A 15836-nucleotide genomic window follows, 5' to 3' on the forward strand; every position below is an offset into this window, starting at 1 on the left:
CAAGATGAGATTTCCCATAGCGTAAGCTAGTAAGATCCCTGAAAGATGATCAGGTTGATAGGTCAGAGGTGGAAGCGTGGCGACATGTGTAGCTGACTGATACTAATCGATCGAGGACTTAACCAAACTTTAAAAGCGTAAGCTTTACTCAGCAAATTGTTACCTAGTTTTGAGAGAACAAAACTTTTTTAAAAAGTCTTGCTTTCTTTATCAAATCATGTATAATATAATATGTCTGGTGGCGATAGCGAAGAGGTCACACCCGTTCCCATACCGAACACGGAAGTTAAGCTCTTTAGCGCCAATGGTAGTTGGGACTTTGTCCCTGTGAGAGTAGGACGTTGCCAGGCTGTTATTATTCCACAGTAGCTCAGTGGTAGAGCTATCGGCTGTTAACCGATCGGTCGTAGGTTCGAGTCCTACCTGTGGAGCCATTTGGAGAGCTGTCCGAGTGGCCGAAGGAGCACGATTGGAAATCGTGTAGGCGGTTAACGCTGTCTCAAGGGTTCAAATCCCTTGCTCTCCGCCATTTTTATTTAATTAGCACAGTGGCCCGTTGGTCAAGCGGTTAAGACACCGCCCTTTCACGGCGGTAACACGGGTTCGAATCCCGTACGGGTCACCATTTATTTTTATCTACATAATAGTGGAGGATTAGCTCAGCTGGGAGAGCACCTGCCTTACAAGCAGGGGGTCGGCGGTTCGATCCCGTCATCCTCCACCATATATTATCATCGCGGGGTGGAGCAGTTCGGTAGCTCGTCGGGCTCATAACCCGAAGGTCGCAGGTTCAAATCCTGTCCCCGCAACCAAGTGGTCCCGTGGTGTAGCGGTTAACATGCCTGCCTGTCACGCAGGAGATCGCGGGTTCGATTCCCGTCGGGACCGCCATTTTAAATTTAATAAGGCTCGGTAGCTCAGTTGGTAGAGCAAAGGACTGAAAATCCTTGTGTCGGCGGTTCGATTCCGTCCCGAGCCACCATTTTAAAAAGAAATGTTTTTAAAATGCCGGTGTAGCTCAACTGGTAGAGCAACTGACTTGTAATCAGTAGGTTGGGGGTTCAAGTCCTCTTGCCGGCACCACAGTTATTGTGGAGGGGTAGCGAAGTGGCTAAACGCGGCGGACTGTAAATCCGCTCCTTCGGGTTCGGCAGTTCGAATCTGCCCCCCTCCACCATTTACAGGGGCATAGTTTAAAGGTAGAACTACGGTCTCCAAAACCGTCAGTGTGGGTTCGATTCCTACTGCCCCTGCCAATTATAAAAATAATATTGCATATATACGTGGCGATTGTGGCGAAGTGGTTAACGCACCGGATTGTGGTTCCGGCATTCGTGGGTTCGATTCCCATCAGTCGCCCCATTTATAAACGATATGCATATTCCAATATTGGGCTATCGCCAAGCGGTAAGGCAACGGATTTTGATTCCGTCATGCGTTGGTTCGAATCCAGCTAGCCCAGCCATATTTGCGGAAGTAGTTCAGTGGTAGAACACCACCTTGCCAAGGTGGGGGTCGCGAGTTCGAACCTCGTCTTCCGCTCCAATTTTAATAAAGTTATTTAGTCTTGAGTAAATGGCGGCATAGCCAAGTGGTAAGGCAGAGGTCTGCAAAACCTTTATCACCGGTTCAAATCCGGTTGCCGCCTCCATTTATTTACAAGCTGCCGGGGTGGTGGAATTGGCAGACACACAGGACTTAAAATCCTGCGGTAGGTGACTACCGTGCCGGTTCAAGTCCGGCCCTCGGCACCATTTATAATTTTAACTTGCCTTTTTTATTTTGCCGATGTGGCGGAATTGGCAGACGCGCACGACTCAAAATCGAAGGTCGGCAGCGGATAACCCAACGTACAACCAATCGGAAACATACATATCGAGTTATCAACGTCTTTCTACGTTTGTAGGAAGACGTTTTTTATTTGTCCGCGTACTATTTTACGCTCAAAATCGTATGAACTATATCGTACGTGGGGGTGTCGGAAATGAGTCGACGTAGCAATGAATTGACCACCGAAGAAATGAGAGCGTTAGCAGGCGTCTTGCCTGCGAGTAATTTTACGCTAGAAGAGTTGATTGATATATTTATTGATGACTGCACCGTTAGGAATCTCCGAGAACATTCAATTAGGTTTTACCGCAATGAGTTATCAACGTTTATGCGTTCTATTGAGGCGCAGGGCGTAGAGCTTAACGCCGAAACCATTACCACAGAAGTAATTAAACGTAATGTAATCCTACACATGAAAGAGCACGGTATTAAGCCGGTCAGTATTAATACGAGGCTGCGAGCAATACGGGCGTTCTTCAATTTCCTCTATAACCAGCGTTATATCAAACGTAACCCAATGGATCAAATCCAACTGTTAAGACACCGCAAAGAAGTTGTAGAAACACTCACGGTAGCGCAAATAAATAAACTCCTAAACGCATGTAACTTGCGGACATTTGTAGGCGTACGCGATTACACAATTATTATGTTGTTAGTTGAAACAGGCGTTAGAGCGAATGAATTGACCGGAATAAATGTTGAAGATATTAATTTCAGTAATGGAGTTATTCGTATCCGTAACGCTAAGAGTTACCGTGAAAGATTAGTACCGATTCAATCTAAAATGAAGGATCAGCTTCGTAAGTATTTGAATCTCCGAGGCGAGACAATTACAGACGCTTTGTTTGTAACGTTAGATGGGACATCGATTAGCAAACGCCAGATTCAGAATCGCATCACTGGTTGCGCTAGAAAGGCGAAGATAACAGACGTCAGAGTTAGTTGCCATACCTTACGTCATACGTTTGCTAAGTTATGTGTAATGAACGGAGCTAACGCATTTCAGTTGCAAGCTATTCTAGGCCATACATCGCTAGATATGACGAAAGTATATGTAAATCTATTTAGTAATGAAGTAGCCGAGGGACATAAGCAATTCAGTCCACTTAAAAATATAAATAATTTTCGCTTCTAAATAAAAATAAAAAAGAGCACCCACAAAAGTAGATGCCCAACCCTACCTAAAATAATATAGAAAAAAAGCGTGATAGTCAAACGCTTATTTAATTGTGTCTATTTTGCTGGTGTCCTCTTAAGAGAGAGGAGTAAACAAGATGTTAAAGTCGGCTAACTATACAGAAATGAAACAACTGCAGTCATTTGAAACTGTCGCAGCAATGAACGAAGCTATCCGTGGCTTCTTATATACATACAAACACGAATTAGCACCATCGGTTATTAACGTTTTAAAGACCATATCCCGTTACGGATGTAAAATCGTTGGCGTAGCGTTCTTAAAAGTAGATACTATCGCCAAGTTAACAGAGAGCAGCAAACGTACTGTTCAGCGTGCATTAAAAACGTTGGAATCTTACGGTGTAATTGAGCGTAAAGCAACGATGAGAGAGAAGGGCGGATCTGGTCATAACGTATACGTAATTCGAGCTGTTGACAGTTGTGTCACCCCGGATGTCACTGCGGAAATGTCATCCCGTGAAGAGGCGGAAAGCGTAGATGTACCAAGCGCTGAGCAGGCGAAAGTGGGCTCCGAAACTGTGATTGCTAAAACATCGCCTTCTAAGAGAATAAATAAACGAATTAACGTAAAGGACGTCCCACTCGACGAATCATTTACACCGTCTAATGTTCCGCAGGGATTCGTAGATGCTACTGCGCCGTTTTATCGCTCAGCAGACATTATTTATCGTTTGTGGAACCGTGTATTAATTGCGTATAAGAAAAGTGCGGTGAGTAGACCGGTAGAAGAGTGCGAAGTATTAAGCGATGTGATTAAAGCGTTTAAGGAGTCCGTATTTGCACAGAAGGCGAGTAAGATACGTAACACCTTCGAAGGATATTTTTATCGTGTAGTGGAGGCGAAGTTGGCGGTATGGAAGCGTAGGGAGAATCCGTTGTTTGATTGGTTAGCATACGAATAAAACCCTGCGTTAAAGCAAGGGTTCTCTAGGCTTGATAACAAAACTTAATTCAAACTCTTTGCCATCAATTATCTTTTCTAACTGACCAATACAAAGACTAGATCCACTGTAGTTTACTTGTTTCTCTAGTTTGCTTAATTTGCGCTTAGTCTTAAAAGTTTGGATATCGACAATTCTGTAAGGATACTCTACTGAGTCATTTTCTAAAACTATGTAATAATTTTCACCTTCTGTAACCAGAACATCGTTTAACTTTAAGTTAGTTCGGAAACTATGGTCTACTACTTTAATTGGCATATTAATACCTCCGGATAATTTTTTCAGAGCAAATATCTCTGCCTGTAAGATACTTACACTAATTTCGAATTAATTGCCCGCCAGCTTTCCGGAGTCTGCGCTATAAATTTTAAACGTCGGGTTGTGTATAGTCAATCAAACTAAAGTAGTTAATTGCATACGATTTTTCGCTCCTAACAGAACTGCGGTAGCCTACTCTCGCTTAGTCTCAACGTATTAAAACCGCGGTAGCACATTCCGCGGTAGAAACTGCGGTAGCTACCGCAGTAATTCGGAGGTATGTACAATGAAAGTACAAACGATTATAACTGAAAATTATTTGTATCTTAATTAAAAATCGGTTATAATTAGAATAGTTTAATAATTCTTATTAAGTGACTCTATAGTTCCCAGTTATAGAGCTGAATAGGGAATCTGGTGTAAATCCAGAGCTGTCCAACGCAACTGTGAAGGCTGATGAAACGGATAAGGCAAGGGTGGAAAGAGATATCCGGAGTAAAGAAACGCCTAAGTCAGGAGACCTGCTTAATACTTTTATTTTTTAAAGTAGAGCGAGGTGAGTAGGATAGTTATGGATATTTTTGTATTTATATTTAAATTCCCGTTATTAAAAGAGGTTGCTATAGGGTTATTAGTTAATGTGATCTGGCAACTAGTCTTAACATATAAAGTGACTGTGAAAATTGAAAAAAGATAAATGATTAAGCACTCTGTGAAGGGTGCTTTTTCTAATTAATCAGCGCAACAAAAAGACCATCTTAATCGATGGCCTATTTCGTATATAGAATAGGTATGGGTTTTCGACTTAGCCTTGGGTGCTAAAAACAATTCGGCTAGTTTTTACTTACCCGGATACATCTTTCGATAAACCTTTCTGTTGTGAAAAATTATGCGGAATACCAGCACGGAGGCTTATTTGCGTGTGGTTTAAAAACTTTCGCTGTACCATTTAATCAGAAGAGGCGTCATTATACGCACTATATAGTAGGAATGCGGATTTATGACGTCCGATTACTTCCGATTGGTGGTGCATAGTGTGACGTTTCACCAGCACGATGCCCGCGAAGGAGACAGCCGCCAAAAACTCAGGGGGTTGCTGCGCACAGAACGTCGGAGTACTATCGATACACACTCCGTTATGTGTATACGCTATACAATCGTATACAACAATTGGTTCCGAGAACATATCTTATGTAAACTAGCGTATTGTCAGAACCGTTGATATAAAGGGATTCGTAGCGTTTCGTAAGTGTTTGCGTTGCACACGCGTTTATGCATTCATAAATCCGTTGATATCAAGCGTTTCTTAATAACACGAATAAAACAACGAATGAATAAAAACATGCATAAAACAAGGCGTATAAAAAGGCGCGCGAGACAATCGTAGAGGCAACGGCGGGACCCCCAACGGCATCGCCCTATTCCTCTCCATCAGGGCTTCACACAATATGCGAAATAAAAATAACTCCCACTTTAGTATAGTAAAGTATTTACCCAGGCGGCTTCTTTTACGAAAATTAACTGATTCGAAAAAAATTTGTGCGAAATTTTCAAACCCAGGGTAGAGGTCTATCCTTATTTTAGTGCGCGGTTAAGTACACATGATACTACACGGGTTTTAACACGGTTACTGGCTACACGTGTTTACAAGCGCGGACGATATGGAACGACTAGCTACACGTTTTCTGTTAGGAGAAGAATAGACGAAATAAAAAAACGCCTATTCAGCGCTCTCTTTGATTACAAATAAATCTTCGATTGATAAATCCAACGCTTTGCTAATCGCCACTAACGTAGAAATTTCATAGCGACTTTGCCTTTCGAAACGACTTATAGTTGCTTCCGTTAAATTAGACATTTTTGCGAGATCTTTCTGACGTAATTCTCTTTCTTTTAGTATCTCACCTAAACGAGGCTTTACATCATAGTTCATTTGGATGACCTCCAACATAGTTGATAATTACATATTACATACTAGTAAGTTTTTAGTCAATATTCTAAAATTATTGTTGACTTTCTAATTACACATGTGTAATCTGTAATTAAGGAGGCGTTGATAATGAAATTTACAAGAGAAAAATTACTTTATTGGTGGGATGGTCATTGGATGATTGAAGAGAAAGACTACATTTCGTTAGGGAACGACCTTTATATCAACGGTTACTACGATGATGGTATTCGTCTTCAACGTATTAAACGTAATCAATTAGGTCAATTGATTGAATCAACCAGTGAGATATTGTCAGAGATTCATATTCCGATACCGGATATTGAAATGCAAGCAGAGTTAAGAAAGTTGGTTAGTATGAATGTTGTTGAATTTATGCTCTACTTATCATCGAAAGGGGTTGTTGTTGAATGAAAAAGGAAAATGTAATTTATAAGTGGACTTTTGAAGAAGATGGCGAGGTTGAAGTAGTATACGATAAAGAAGAAATCATTAGGCTTAGTAAAGATATAGCAGTTAGAGCTGATACAGACTCAGGTATCACAATCGAAAGAATTGCAGAGACTTCGAAAGGTGAAATTGTGTACATCGAAGAGCTGTTCCACTTGTATTTAGACGAAAAAGTATCAGAGACGTTTGATGTAGGTGAGATTCCTGATTTATCTGCAGTCGGATTTTTAACGAAATTAGCTAATATGATGGCGCTCGGGCGGGGGATTTAACAATGGAGATTGTAACGCTTAAGTACTGGTATGATTACGGCATAACTAAACCGAAATTAGAGGTTGAAGAGAAACAAGCGCTTGTAATCGCGCCAAATACTGTTGTAACGAGTGTTGGCGACAGCTGGCATATCGAAGTAATTAGGGAAAAGGATGAGAACGGTATTATTACGGACTGGCAGACGATAACTAATATCATGTTCTATCCCGAAGAAATCGTAACGGAAATTGATTTCGAATCATTAAAGGACCTTTCTGTGGCGGAAATGTTCCGAAGATTTGCGGAAGTAAACACGAAAAAGGCCTAACGCGTGGCTGCGATAGACCTCAGAGGATCCCGTATGGCATCGGATTCCAAATAATATTCGATTTATAACACACCCAAATTATAACATATTAGCGAAGATTTAGGCAAGGATTTTCGCTTAATTAAAGGGCTCGCGGCAACGGGCTCGGACGTTAAAAAGCTGGCGGCAGGCAATTTAATATAGATTAAGCGAGCATCTGAGGCAACAGGTGCTTTTTTGCGTTGTACAATTTAGGAATTCCGTTCGTATAGTCTTATATAGACAAAAAAAGTTTCCACTATCGCAAGTGGAAACGTTCTTTTATGTAAGGAGATTTTGTACCAATCGTTACGATAGAGTCTTATAGCTAATGTGCGCGAGATAGGCTCCTCCTGCATATTTTTTAGTAGGACGTCCAATTCGGAGATTTCGCGGATAATATCCACTATCGGAACTAGCTGCATTATATACGTTGTGCCAAACGAATTTATCGAGCGTAATATTGGTTAGTTGATTCAACGTCCAATTTTCATCGCAGTTGCAGATAGTGAATGAGAGGATTTTTCGTACAAAATCGAGGTGGAGACCGTCTGATACGTTATAGAAAATTCGCCGGTAAAAGCCGGCTTTATATAAAAATATATATTCGCAAATTCAATACGGAGGTGAGAACGCTAGATATTAAAACATTCCGTCTGCTCCAAGTTCAGTCGCAGCCGGTATCATCCGTTAAAAGAGTTATCGTCTATTAGTACTTATATTATCTGGGCGATGGTTTTAAAAAGTAAGAGATGACGCCGCCGAGGACTGGTTTTGGACGAAGGCGGAATGTTTGAAGTTCTTTAAGTGAATTATTTTCGATGGTTTTAGACGTCGTAGACAAACCTTGATTAAGATATACCAGTATTAAAGAAATACGAAGAAAATAGCAGATAAACGTTGATTTTATAGGGTTTTCAAGTGGTTTTAGGGTGTTTTAAGATGCTCCCGAAAAGCGCAGGTTTCTTGAAAAATGCTCCCGAAAAGCGCAGAAAATATGAGGAGGAATAACGAAGTGACGATAAATCAAAGAGAAAACCATTTAATTTGGCAAGGATTAACGGATAAACAAAAGCGTCAGCACTTAGGCGCCATGCAGAATCTAACGATAGAAGACGGAAAAATGACGACCAAAAACGGAAAAGATGTATCGGACATATATACCGTAGTATTCACACCAACGCCAGAAATGACGACTAATTTCGAGAACCGTAGCAAGATGGCTGACTTTCAGAGAGAAAATGGCGGCTTCGTTTTCGCATTCTTTAGTAGCTGCATAACGATGGAGGAACGCTTTCCTACGTTAACACAAAGCGATCTTGCCCGCCTGATGTTCATCGGTACTTACGCAAGTTGGGCGGAAGGTCAATTAAAATACGACAACGGTGTGCCTATCAACCGAGGGGGTCTACAGAAATTAACCGATATGTCCCGGAGTCGCTTCGGAGAGTTCTATAGTCGTTTGGCTGAAGCGGAAATTATAGCTGAAATAAACGGTAACTTATTCATTAATCCAACTGTTTTCTATCGCGGAGATACAGAGGAGCATCCGTTTGATGTAAGTGAGCTTGCATATACACGCTTGTTTCGTAAAACAGCTCGGGCATTATATAGCGCCTATAACGGACGAACTATTAAACAGCTTGCGGTCCTATACTCGGTGCTACCGTTCATTAACTTTAACTATAATATCGTTTGCTACAATCCGACTGAGCCTAGCAGAGAACTCGTTAAGCCCATTACGATAGATAAGCTTGCTGTTTTACTAGGTTACGAACGTACAGAAAACCTTATTCGTATTGTAGATAAGATCAAATACGACGGTAGTAAAGTGTTCGGCTACTTCGGAACAGACTTCAAATCTAAAGGTAAGGCTGGAATGATTGTAAATCCACGTGCTGTATACGCCGGTGGCGCTAAAACATTAGAGACAGCGAAAACAATATTTGAATTAAGCGAAAAGTTAGGTTAAGAGGGGGAGTGAAACGATGAAATCAATGATAAAAAGTAGTCCGACTCAGGTAATCGATGAAATTAAGCACCGAATACAGAGAATTGACTATTTAGAAGCAGAGGAACGCAAAGATATAATCGATTATATTTCCGCCAAGGTAAAATCAGAGATATGGCCATTTCTACGTCTAGCTAGGACTGTTAGACGTGGGTATTATCCGAAATGGGTAAGTTTCCAAAGGCTGTTAGCAGAATTCGAAGTGGAAGAGGAATTAACGAGAGCTAATAATTATGGACCTTTACCTGAAAGGCTTGAACAGCATTGGAATTCAGCAGGAGTACTGGAGTTAGAACAGTATATCGACTTCTTCAGAGCCTTACATGCAGAAGAAGATCAGTACCATAATGAATTATTTGAAGAAGCTTTTGAAGATTGGGCAAGGCCAGCATTAAGATACGCATTTGAGCGAGTAGACGTTAAAAAAAGTGATAAAGAGATTGTTCGCTATGTCTGCTTAGTTTTCTATACGGAATTTATTAAATTAAGAGCAGAATCTCAAGGGTTGCGAAGAAAAAGACGTAATGGGAAATGGATTTATTACTATGAGAAAGGTATAAATGAATTCGATTTCCTTCACGAGGATGTATATCAATTAATATTTCATATTGAGGATGAGGGTGAAGTTCTGACCTTAGGAGAAATTGCCAAGAAGCTAACTAAAAAACAAGTTTCGTTGCTTATTAGTGTATATAACTATGTTAGGGACGATGTACGTAACCTATCAACTGATGATTTCTATAAGAAGTATCCAAATACAAGGATGAACTACAGAAGAGCAGCTATAGATATGGGATACTCCTATGAAGCATTTGTTAAAAATATTCAAAGGATGCGTTTAAGAATTGTCCAATAGTAACCTATACTTTATATATAATGAGAAGAAAATAAATTTTAAATTTGGCTTGCCTGAGTAGCGATACATGGGCAGGCTTTTTATTTTGATATTAATGATTCTGACATAAATCAATTTAAATTAAACGGGAGGGATAAGAAATGGAGATTGGAGAGGCAATTACTGTTTATGAACATGAATACGGTGGTTTTGTCACTGCTCGCAAAGCTACGCTGTTTCGTGATGGCACTATCGAATACTGGCCAGAACCCGTCTACGAAGATGAAGACGAAGAAGTATTACTAGATATGTATAGTATTGAGGAGATTTAACACATAAAAGGGCAGTTAATCTGCCTATAAAAATTATTGGAGGAGATTTAACATGACAAAATTTAAAGAAATGATGGAAAGCGTAGCTAAACTTCAAGAAATTAAAGACTCAACAGCAGGACTTGTATCGACAGCTAGAAATTTATTTAGAGAAGAGGCGTCAAAGATCAACCAAGATAGAGACTTATCGCCTACAGGTAGAATGAAAAAACGCGAGGCTCTTCAAAAGCAGTACGGAGAAGCTTTTATTAAGAATGCCCGTCAACTACGAGAAGATTACGATAAAGCCGTAGTCAAAGCGAGTGTAGCTGCCGAATTTTTATTAAACGAAGGACCGGCTAAGCCATCGCCTACAAAATTAGCATCTTTCGAGCGAGAGTTTTCCGAATTAAAGACGGACCTTATGTTAGAAACGCGTCCGGACGAAGCAATGCGTAAATTAAAAGCCTTTGCGGAAGCACAGAACGATGCTTACTTGGCGAAACAAGTATTAAACGATTTCCCTTCCGTTGTGCAGTCGGTATTAGATATCGCAGGCTCAGAGAAAGCGAAATATAAGCTCGATCTTCAAAATACGTTGACTTCTGTACGCGATAAATCAATGACGGACGAACAGAAGAAAGCGCAGGAAATTCACGCTGGAATGGCTACGGAGTTTGGTCGCGATATCTTCCTGCCAAACGGAATAGAATTTAACGCCATCCAAGAAGCGTTTGGCGCAGAGTTTGCGCGTGCTGCAAATAAACCCCAGCATTATATACTTGACGAGGAAAAAACTAACGAACAAGGCTGATAGTTGAACCTAAGTTGAATTAAAAATCAAGTTGAACTAAGGCTGCCCTTTCGGGGTGGCTTTTTATATTAAGGAGGAAGAACAAACGTATGAGTATAAAAGAATATAATATGCTTTTAGAGAAATTTCATAATAATGTAGCCGAAAACAAAGATTGTACGGAGGTAGTACAACAAATAATTAATACTCAAATTGAATCTTTCTCATTGATAACAATAGAATAAAAATTTGCAGAGAAACAATCCTTCTCTGCAAATGACTTCAATGTTACAACTTTTTAAGAGCTGCGGGGGATTTGGGAAGCTTAACAATACCCTTAGGTGTAAAGATTAAAATATCATGAGCGTTTCTTATGACATAATTTTTTAAAAGGTACCCTCTTCCCTCAACAGCATTTTTAGTATTTTTAGCAGGTTTACTGATAACTACAATATCTTGACATCCATTTTTACATTTATAATGAGTCTCATCATTTTCTTCGATTATAGTACACAGACTTAGAAATTGTTTCTCTTCACATGTTGGGCAAACTCCTCCCAACATGTTATCCGTAATTATAGGGACATTAGGTATTTTAATTCCAGCATCCGTAAGAACGTCAGAAATTTTTATTATAGTAGGAAATAATGAAGTTCCTAGTATACCTAGTGATAAACACGCGTACCAACGACTTATCGATTCATCTTCATTTGATAGTCCTGGATGAGAGCCTTTTGTATGAGCTAGTTTCATAAAGCTAAAAAGGAAGTTTGCTTGTGTTTCATCTATAATTCCTTCCTTTTGTAGTGCTTGTCGTGCTCCACCGCCTGTTTTGTTACTTTTTAAGGTTATTTGACAAACGTCATTAAATAGCGATTCTAAAAATGAACGAATTTGACTATTAGCTGATTCCCAATTTTTTTGTTGGATAGATGAGATAATTTGATTAAAATGATTGAGCGTTATAGCTAAATTACGTTTATTAAGCTCTTTTTTTATTTTTTCTATGTGCTGATTTGTATCCATAGTTGATCCCCCTCCTTTTCATAAGATCTATTATATATCGGAAAGGGTTGAAAGAACTATATATTAAGAAATATTTATGAAAATTCTTACTATTAATTGGGATGAAATGTTATAAAAGTAATTGAAATAAGCTAGAGTTCTAGTTTTCTTTTTATTTTACCTAAAACAAGTTTTTTATAATGAGCGAAATATTAAATCTTGCTCGCAATGGCTGTCCCAACTGGGGCGGCTTTTTTAATTATATGAGGAGGAATGCGGGATGGCAAACGATAAAGACGTAACATTTAGCGAACTAGAAGGCCGAGACTTTAAGGAGATTAGCGAAATTACAGCACCGAAGGAGACGGATAAAGATGGCAAGTAATAAGACACCGAATTTAAACTTAGATATATGGGCGGAAATGGACTATTTTAAACGCGCTGAGGTTAACAGCAATTTTACAAAGATTGATGAAAATGTAGGTAGTGTACAAATTTCACAAAAGGAATTACAACCAACCGTACTTCCAGTAAATGAAATTTTCTATAAAGGCGTAAACTTTACGTCAATTACAGCCGGAGAATTCCAAAGCCAACGATCAAGTGACTTATTAACGTATTTCAACGGGCTAGGCGGAGATAGCGTTGCGATCGTATGTACATGGTTCCAGGATACTTCTTCGTCAACAACTATCAGCAGACATGCTACTAAAACCGTTCCAGATGCGGACGTAATCGCAGCAATTAGAAAAGCGAAGTCGCTCGGTATGAAGGTTATGTTAAAGCCTCATGTAGATTGTAATGATGGTACATGGCGCGGAGAGATTGTCGCATCTGATTGGGCGGCTTGGTTTGCGTCTTATCAAATGTTTATTAATACTTACGCAACAATTGCGGAAGCTGAAGGCGTGGATTTACTTTGCGTAGGTACGGAACTGGCGAAAGCATCTTCTCGTACATCCGACTGGCAGACGGTTATTAGTAATATTCGCGGTATTTATAACGGCCAGTTAACTTACGCAGCGACGGCATTCCAAGGAAATAGCCTTGACGAATTTATGAAGGTGGCCTTTTGGGATCGCCTAGATTTGGCTGGACTGGACGCATATTTCCCTATGACAAATAAAACGGGGCCAGCCATTGATGAAATTACATTGTCGTGGTCCAACAATAAAAACGGCGTTGATGTCCTGAAATTAATAACGGATTGGCAAAAAACGCATGGTAAGCCGGTGTTATTCACCGAAATTGGATGTACGAATATTGCTGGCGCTAACCAAGACCCGGCTAAGTTCGATTGGCCTTCGCCTGTAACGTCAAACCAGGAGCAATCTGATTACGTTGAGGCCATGTTCCAAGTGTTAAGCGCAAATACGGACTGGTTTAAAGGGTTCTTCTGGTGGCGTTTAGCGTTTAATTCAACGGATAGATTCACGTTTGAAAACCGACCAGCAGGCGAAGCATTTAAAAAGTACATGTCCGTTGAAAATAAAAAGGTTGCGGCATTACCTAAAACGGCGCATATGGGTGGCTATAACGTTTTAAACGTCGGCAATCATAACAACCTAGCAAATCCGCACCCACAATACGGATTACTCGCGCCTTACAAAACGGCAGAAACAACTGGGTCAACCGTGGGTCAATGGGCGAAAATAGCCGATATAACATTTACCGGTCAATACAAATACGTAATGGCTAAAATCTCTTTCTTTTCCGGAGCTAGTGGTTATACGACTATTCAACGTGGACATATCTTTTTGCGTGCTAAACAACAGGCAGCTATGGGAAGTGCTCCGACCGTACAAATTCGTTTAAGCGATCTTTCTAACATTTCGACTGACGATGTCCGAACAAGGACGGTACAAAACGACTCAACTGCAACCAAAATCGAATTGTACATCAAGGTTAGATACGACTTTGACCGAATCTTCTTCAATCCTTATCACATTGAAAAGAGTCCATCTCAAACGACCGTTAACTGGTACTCGGAGCAACCGTACGCATCTGCTCTACCGTCTGGCGGCGAAAACATCTCTGTGCCGGATAAAACGGTTGTAGGCGCTTGGCATCCATCTACACAATCAATGACGGCTGGGCAGTGGACTAAGGTCGCATTTACTACGGAATTAAGTGACTACCGAAACGAGTATGACGCAGCTAATTCGAAATTCGTAGCATCAAAAACGGGCGTCTATCAAATCGCTGCAGGTGTACGGATGACATCGCCTTCCGCACAGCAACGTTCATTGGCCGTGTATGTAAATGGTACGATGCTTCACCGCATGTGTGTTAGTTCCGGTACTATTCTCGTAGGTTGCTTACCGGTTAGATTAGCGTATAACGACTACGTCGAGATTTACTTAAATACTCCGGACGCTGTCACGGTTGAAAGCAATCAGCAAGATACGTTTATTACAATTACGGATTAGGCTCGCACTTACCTGCGGGCTTTTTATATTGGAGGAGAAAATAATGAACGAAATTTTAAAACTTGCTCAAAATCGTTGTGCTAACTACGGAGATGGGCGATGTCTTATAACTGACCGTACATGTTTATACGGAAGTCCAAACGCAGATATACGTAGGTGCAGCTGGTTTGAGACATCGGTGCTTCCGTCTGAGCCAGCGTTGGAGAGACGTTATCATGCGTCTCGAGGCAAAACGGATAGTCGGCCATGCTGCGAGAATTGCGGAACTCAGTTTAATCGTACTGGCGGGCGTCAAATCTACTGTGTGACCTGCGCTAAAGAGATCGAGCGAGTGAAGCGAAACAAGCGTAACAGACAATACCGAGAAGAACGGAAGAAACGAGCGTTATAGAATGACGGTTTATCAAATTAGAAGCGTGTTTTAAACGTCTATTCCCCCTGATATGACGTTTTTAATGCGCTACTAATATTTATATATGAAACCCTAAAAACGCCCTTTAAGGCGTCATCTGAAAGGAGAAGACAAAATGAAATATCTAAATGAAAATCAGTACAAAGCTATCGGATTATTACTTGAAGGTAAAAAGAACGTAGAAATTGCTGAGGAACTAGGCGTTCATAGGAATACAATCACCAACTGGACGAAAGAGGACCTTTTCCAAAGCGAATTACGTAAAGCAGCAACGCGTCATAGTCAAAATCGCTTAGGTTTGCTCATTGAAAGAATGTATGACGTGGCTATCAATGATCGATCAGCAGCGATGGCTAAGCTATTACTTCAGATGCAAGGTATGTTAACCGACAAGCATATCGTTGAACGAGAAATCTCAAGCGCTAGTAACGGCGTCGATTATAACAAAATTGACGATGAGATTGCCGCGTTTGCTAAGCGACTAGAAGAAGAAAGCGACATTGAACATTAACGGGCTGGCTTACGCTGGCTCTCCTATGCCAAAGGTCTTATGTTGTCGATATTTGTAGATATTTGTAGATATTATATAACCTGAAAATTCAAAATATTATATCTATGAATGCGCTTACATGTTATAATTTGCTTATAACAAAAGGCGGTGTTAACATGTACGAATTTGAAAGTTCTCTTTTAAAAGGAATGTATTTCGCAGTACCCATGGCACTGAGTCTCTGGATTCTCGTTATTATGTTAACAAAATCACTGTTTTTCTAACTAACTAATTAAATATATTAACTTATTTGCTCGCTAATTATAGC

At 40.3% G+C, this 15836-nt stretch carries 15 protein-coding genes, 15 tRNA genes, 2 rRNA genes and 1 riboswitch; of the genes, 29 read left to right on the forward strand and 3 right to left on the reverse strand.

Annotated elements, in window-relative coordinates:
• The 19 genes from ACN6NE_RS13025 to ACN6NE_RS13115 all read left to right on the forward strand — a co-directional run.
• Positions 1-126 (forward strand): 23S ribosomal RNA (locus ACN6NE_RS13025); the annotation flags it as partial.
• Between the two features lie 108 nt (positions 127-234).
• Positions 235-350 (forward strand): 5S ribosomal RNA (gene rrf, locus ACN6NE_RS13030).
• Between the two features lie 9 nt (positions 351-359).
• Positions 360-434 (forward strand) — tRNA-Asn (locus ACN6NE_RS13035).
• 3 nt (positions 435-437) lie between these two features.
• A tRNA-Ser gene (locus ACN6NE_RS13040) sits at positions 438-529 on the forward strand.
• 21 nt (positions 530-550) lie between these two features.
• A tRNA-Glu gene (locus ACN6NE_RS13045) sits at positions 551-625 on the forward strand.
• Positions 626-648: 23 nt separating this feature from the next.
• A tRNA-Val gene (locus ACN6NE_RS13050) sits at positions 649-724 on the forward strand.
• A gap of 11 nt (positions 725-735) precedes the next feature.
• Positions 736-812, forward strand: a tRNA-Met gene (locus ACN6NE_RS13055).
• Between the two features lie 3 nt (positions 813-815).
• A tRNA-Asp gene (locus tag ACN6NE_RS13060) sits at positions 816-891 on the forward strand.
• A gap of 15 nt (positions 892-906) precedes the next feature.
• Positions 907-982 (forward strand) — tRNA-Phe (locus ACN6NE_RS13065).
• A gap of 25 nt (positions 983-1007) precedes the next feature.
• Positions 1008-1083: transfer RNA gene (locus ACN6NE_RS13070), tRNA-Thr, on the forward strand.
• A 10-nt stretch (positions 1084-1093) separates the two neighbouring features.
• Positions 1094-1177: transfer RNA gene (locus ACN6NE_RS13075), tRNA-Tyr, on the forward strand.
• A gap of 5 nt (positions 1178-1182) precedes the next feature.
• Positions 1183-1256 (forward strand) — tRNA-Trp (locus tag ACN6NE_RS13080).
• A gap of 30 nt (positions 1257-1286) precedes the next feature.
• Positions 1287-1362, forward strand: a tRNA-His gene (locus ACN6NE_RS13085).
• Positions 1363-1390: 28 nt separating this feature from the next.
• A tRNA-Gln gene (locus ACN6NE_RS13090) sits at positions 1391-1465 on the forward strand.
• Positions 1466-1470: 5 nt separating this feature from the next.
• A tRNA-Gly gene (locus tag ACN6NE_RS13095) sits at positions 1471-1545 on the forward strand.
• A 32-nt stretch (positions 1546-1577) separates the two neighbouring features.
• Positions 1578-1651 (forward strand) — tRNA-Cys (locus ACN6NE_RS13100).
• Between the two features lie 14 nt (positions 1652-1665).
• A tRNA-Leu gene (locus ACN6NE_RS13105) sits at positions 1666-1754 on the forward strand.
• Between the two features lie 230 nt (positions 1755-1984).
• Positions 1985-2965 carry a tyrosine-type recombinase/integrase gene (locus ACN6NE_RS13110; RefSeq protein ID WP_474325491.1) on the forward strand — a complete coding sequence of 327 codons (981 nt, stop codon included), beginning with the start codon at positions 1985-1987 and terminating at the stop codon, positions 2963-2965.
• A gap of 139 nt (positions 2966-3104) precedes the next feature.
• Positions 3105-3929, forward strand: a complete 825-nt coding sequence (locus tag ACN6NE_RS13115; RefSeq protein WP_474325493.1) for a helix-turn-helix domain-containing protein — start codon at positions 3105-3107, stop codon at positions 3927-3929.
• A 9-nt stretch (positions 3930-3938) separates the two neighbouring features.
• Here the strand turns inward: ACN6NE_RS13115 and ACN6NE_RS13120 are convergent, their stop codons facing one another.
• Together ACN6NE_RS13120 and ACN6NE_RS13125 are read right to left on the reverse strand one after the other, a co-directional pair.
• Complete coding sequence (locus ACN6NE_RS13120; RefSeq protein WP_474325495.1) at positions 3939-4226, reverse strand: hypothetical protein; 288 nt, start codon at positions 4224-4226, stop codon at positions 3939-3941.
• Between the two features lie 355 nt (positions 4227-4581).
• Positions 4582-4769, forward strand: a riboswitch (cobalamin riboswitch).
• A 1177-nt stretch (positions 4770-5946) separates the two neighbouring features.
• Complete coding sequence (locus ACN6NE_RS13125; protein WP_098600760.1) at positions 5947-6159, reverse strand: helix-turn-helix domain-containing protein; 213 nt, start codon at positions 6157-6159, stop codon at positions 5947-5949.
• Between the two features lie 126 nt (positions 6160-6285).
• Between ACN6NE_RS13125 and ACN6NE_RS13130 the strand changes: the two genes are divergently transcribed.
• The 7 genes from ACN6NE_RS13130 to ACN6NE_RS13160 all read left to right on the forward strand — a co-directional run bounded on the left by ACN6NE_RS13130 (position 6286) and on the right by ACN6NE_RS13160 (position 11193).
• The gene (locus ACN6NE_RS13130; RefSeq protein ID WP_098787130.1) at positions 6286-6588 is read left to right on the forward strand and encodes a hypothetical protein; all 303 of its coding nucleotides are present in this window, start codon (positions 6286-6288) and stop codon (positions 6586-6588) included.
• A complete protein-coding gene (locus ACN6NE_RS13135) occupies positions 6585-6896 on the forward strand; it encodes a hypothetical protein (protein ID WP_474325497.1) in 312 nt (103 codons plus the stop codon). The genes ACN6NE_RS13130 and ACN6NE_RS13135 overlap by 4 nt, the downstream gene beginning before the upstream one ends.
• Before the next feature lie 2 nt (positions 6897-6898).
• Positions 6899-7204, forward strand: coding sequence for a hypothetical protein (locus tag ACN6NE_RS13140; RefSeq protein ID WP_474325499.1), 306 nt, complete (start codon positions 6899-6901; stop codon positions 7202-7204).
• A 1033-nt stretch (positions 7205-8237) separates the two neighbouring features.
• Positions 8238-9194 (forward strand): hypothetical protein, encoded by a 957-nt coding sequence (locus tag ACN6NE_RS13145; protein WP_474325501.1) that lies wholly within the window; start codon positions 8238-8240, stop codon positions 9192-9194.
• A gap of 16 nt (positions 9195-9210) precedes the next feature.
• Positions 9211-10089 (forward strand): hypothetical protein, encoded by an 879-nt coding sequence (locus tag ACN6NE_RS13150; protein ID WP_474325503.1) that lies wholly within the window; start codon positions 9211-9213, stop codon positions 10087-10089.
• 140 nt (positions 10090-10229) lie between these two features.
• Positions 10230-10400: a hypothetical protein gene (locus tag ACN6NE_RS13155; RefSeq protein WP_474325505.1), complete on the forward strand. Its 171-nt coding sequence runs from the start codon at positions 10230-10232 to the stop codon at positions 10398-10400.
• Between the two features lie 52 nt (positions 10401-10452).
• On the forward strand, positions 10453-11193 hold the full coding sequence (locus ACN6NE_RS13160; RefSeq protein ID WP_474325507.1) for a hypothetical protein: 741 nt from the start codon (positions 10453-10455) through the stop codon (positions 11191-11193).
• Positions 11194-11460: 267 nt separating this feature from the next.
• Here the strand turns inward: ACN6NE_RS13160 and ACN6NE_RS13165 are convergent, their stop codons facing one another.
• Positions 11461-12198: a hypothetical protein gene (locus ACN6NE_RS13165; protein ID WP_474325509.1), complete on the reverse strand. Its 738-nt coding sequence runs from the start codon at positions 12196-12198 to the stop codon at positions 11461-11463.
• A 353-nt stretch (positions 12199-12551) separates the two neighbouring features.
• On the opposite strand from ACN6NE_RS13165, the gene ACN6NE_RS13170 reads away from it, so the two are divergent.
• The 3 genes from ACN6NE_RS13170 to ACN6NE_RS13180 all read left to right on the forward strand — a co-directional run bounded on the left by ACN6NE_RS13170 (position 12552) and on the right by ACN6NE_RS13180 (position 15529).
• Positions 12552-14606: a glycoside hydrolase family 113 gene (locus ACN6NE_RS13170; RefSeq protein WP_474325511.1), complete on the forward strand. Its 2055-nt coding sequence runs from the start codon at positions 12552-12554 to the stop codon at positions 14604-14606.
• 43 nt (positions 14607-14649) lie between these two features.
• Positions 14650-14997, forward strand: coding sequence for a hypothetical protein (locus tag ACN6NE_RS13175; protein WP_474325513.1), 348 nt, complete (start codon positions 14650-14652; stop codon positions 14995-14997).
• Between the two features lie 136 nt (positions 14998-15133).
• The gene (locus ACN6NE_RS13180; RefSeq protein ID WP_474325514.1) at positions 15134-15529 is read left to right on the forward strand and encodes a phBC6A51 family helix-turn-helix protein; all 396 of its coding nucleotides are present in this window, start codon (positions 15134-15136) and stop codon (positions 15527-15529) included.
• Positions 15530-15836 lie beyond the last annotated feature (307 nt).

This window comes from Priestia sp. 53B2, from assembly GCF_056099005.1.

Bases quoted from the DNA above. Each gene is read 5' to 3' on its own strand.
- ACN6NE_RS13110 (WP_474325491.1), top strand. From the start codon at position 1,985: ATGAGTCGACGTAGCAATGAATTGACCACCGAAGAAATGAGAGCGTTA.
- ACN6NE_RS13115 (WP_474325493.1), top strand. From the start codon at position 3,105: ATGTTAAAGTCGGCTAACTATACAGAAATGAAACAACTGCAGTCATTT.
- ACN6NE_RS13120 (WP_474325495.1), bottom strand. From the start codon at position 4,226: ATGCCAATTAAAGTAGTAGACCATAGTTTCCGAACTAACTTAAAGTTA.
- ACN6NE_RS13125 (WP_098600760.1), bottom strand. From the start codon at position 6,159: ATGAACTATGATGTAAAGCCTCGTTTAGGTGAGATACTAAAAGAAAGA.
- ACN6NE_RS13130 (WP_098787130.1), top strand. From the start codon at position 6,286: ATGAAATTTACAAGAGAAAAATTACTTTATTGGTGGGATGGTCATTGG.
- ACN6NE_RS13135 (WP_474325497.1), top strand. From the start codon at position 6,585: ATGAAAAAGGAAAATGTAATTTATAAGTGGACTTTTGAAGAAGATGGC.
- ACN6NE_RS13140 (WP_474325499.1), top strand. From the start codon at position 6,899: ATGGAGATTGTAACGCTTAAGTACTGGTATGATTACGGCATAACTAAA.
- ACN6NE_RS13150 (WP_474325503.1), top strand. From the start codon at position 9,211: ATGAAATCAATGATAAAAAGTAGTCCGACTCAGGTAATCGATGAAATT.
- ACN6NE_RS13155 (WP_474325505.1), top strand. From the start codon at position 10,230: ATGGAGATTGGAGAGGCAATTACTGTTTATGAACATGAATACGGTGGT.
- ACN6NE_RS13160 (WP_474325507.1), top strand. From the start codon at position 10,453: ATGACAAAATTTAAAGAAATGATGGAAAGCGTAGCTAAACTTCAAGAA.
- ACN6NE_RS13165 (WP_474325509.1), bottom strand. From the start codon at position 12,198: ATGGATACAAATCAGCACATAGAAAAAATAAAAAAAGAGCTTAATAAA.
- ACN6NE_RS13170 (WP_474325511.1), top strand. From the start codon at position 12,552: ATGGCAAGTAATAAGACACCGAATTTAAACTTAGATATATGGGCGGAA.
- ACN6NE_RS13175 (WP_474325513.1), top strand. From the start codon at position 14,650: ATGAACGAAATTTTAAAACTTGCTCAAAATCGTTGTGCTAACTACGGA.
- ACN6NE_RS13180 (WP_474325514.1), top strand. From the start codon at position 15,134: ATGAAATATCTAAATGAAAATCAGTACAAAGCTATCGGATTATTACTT.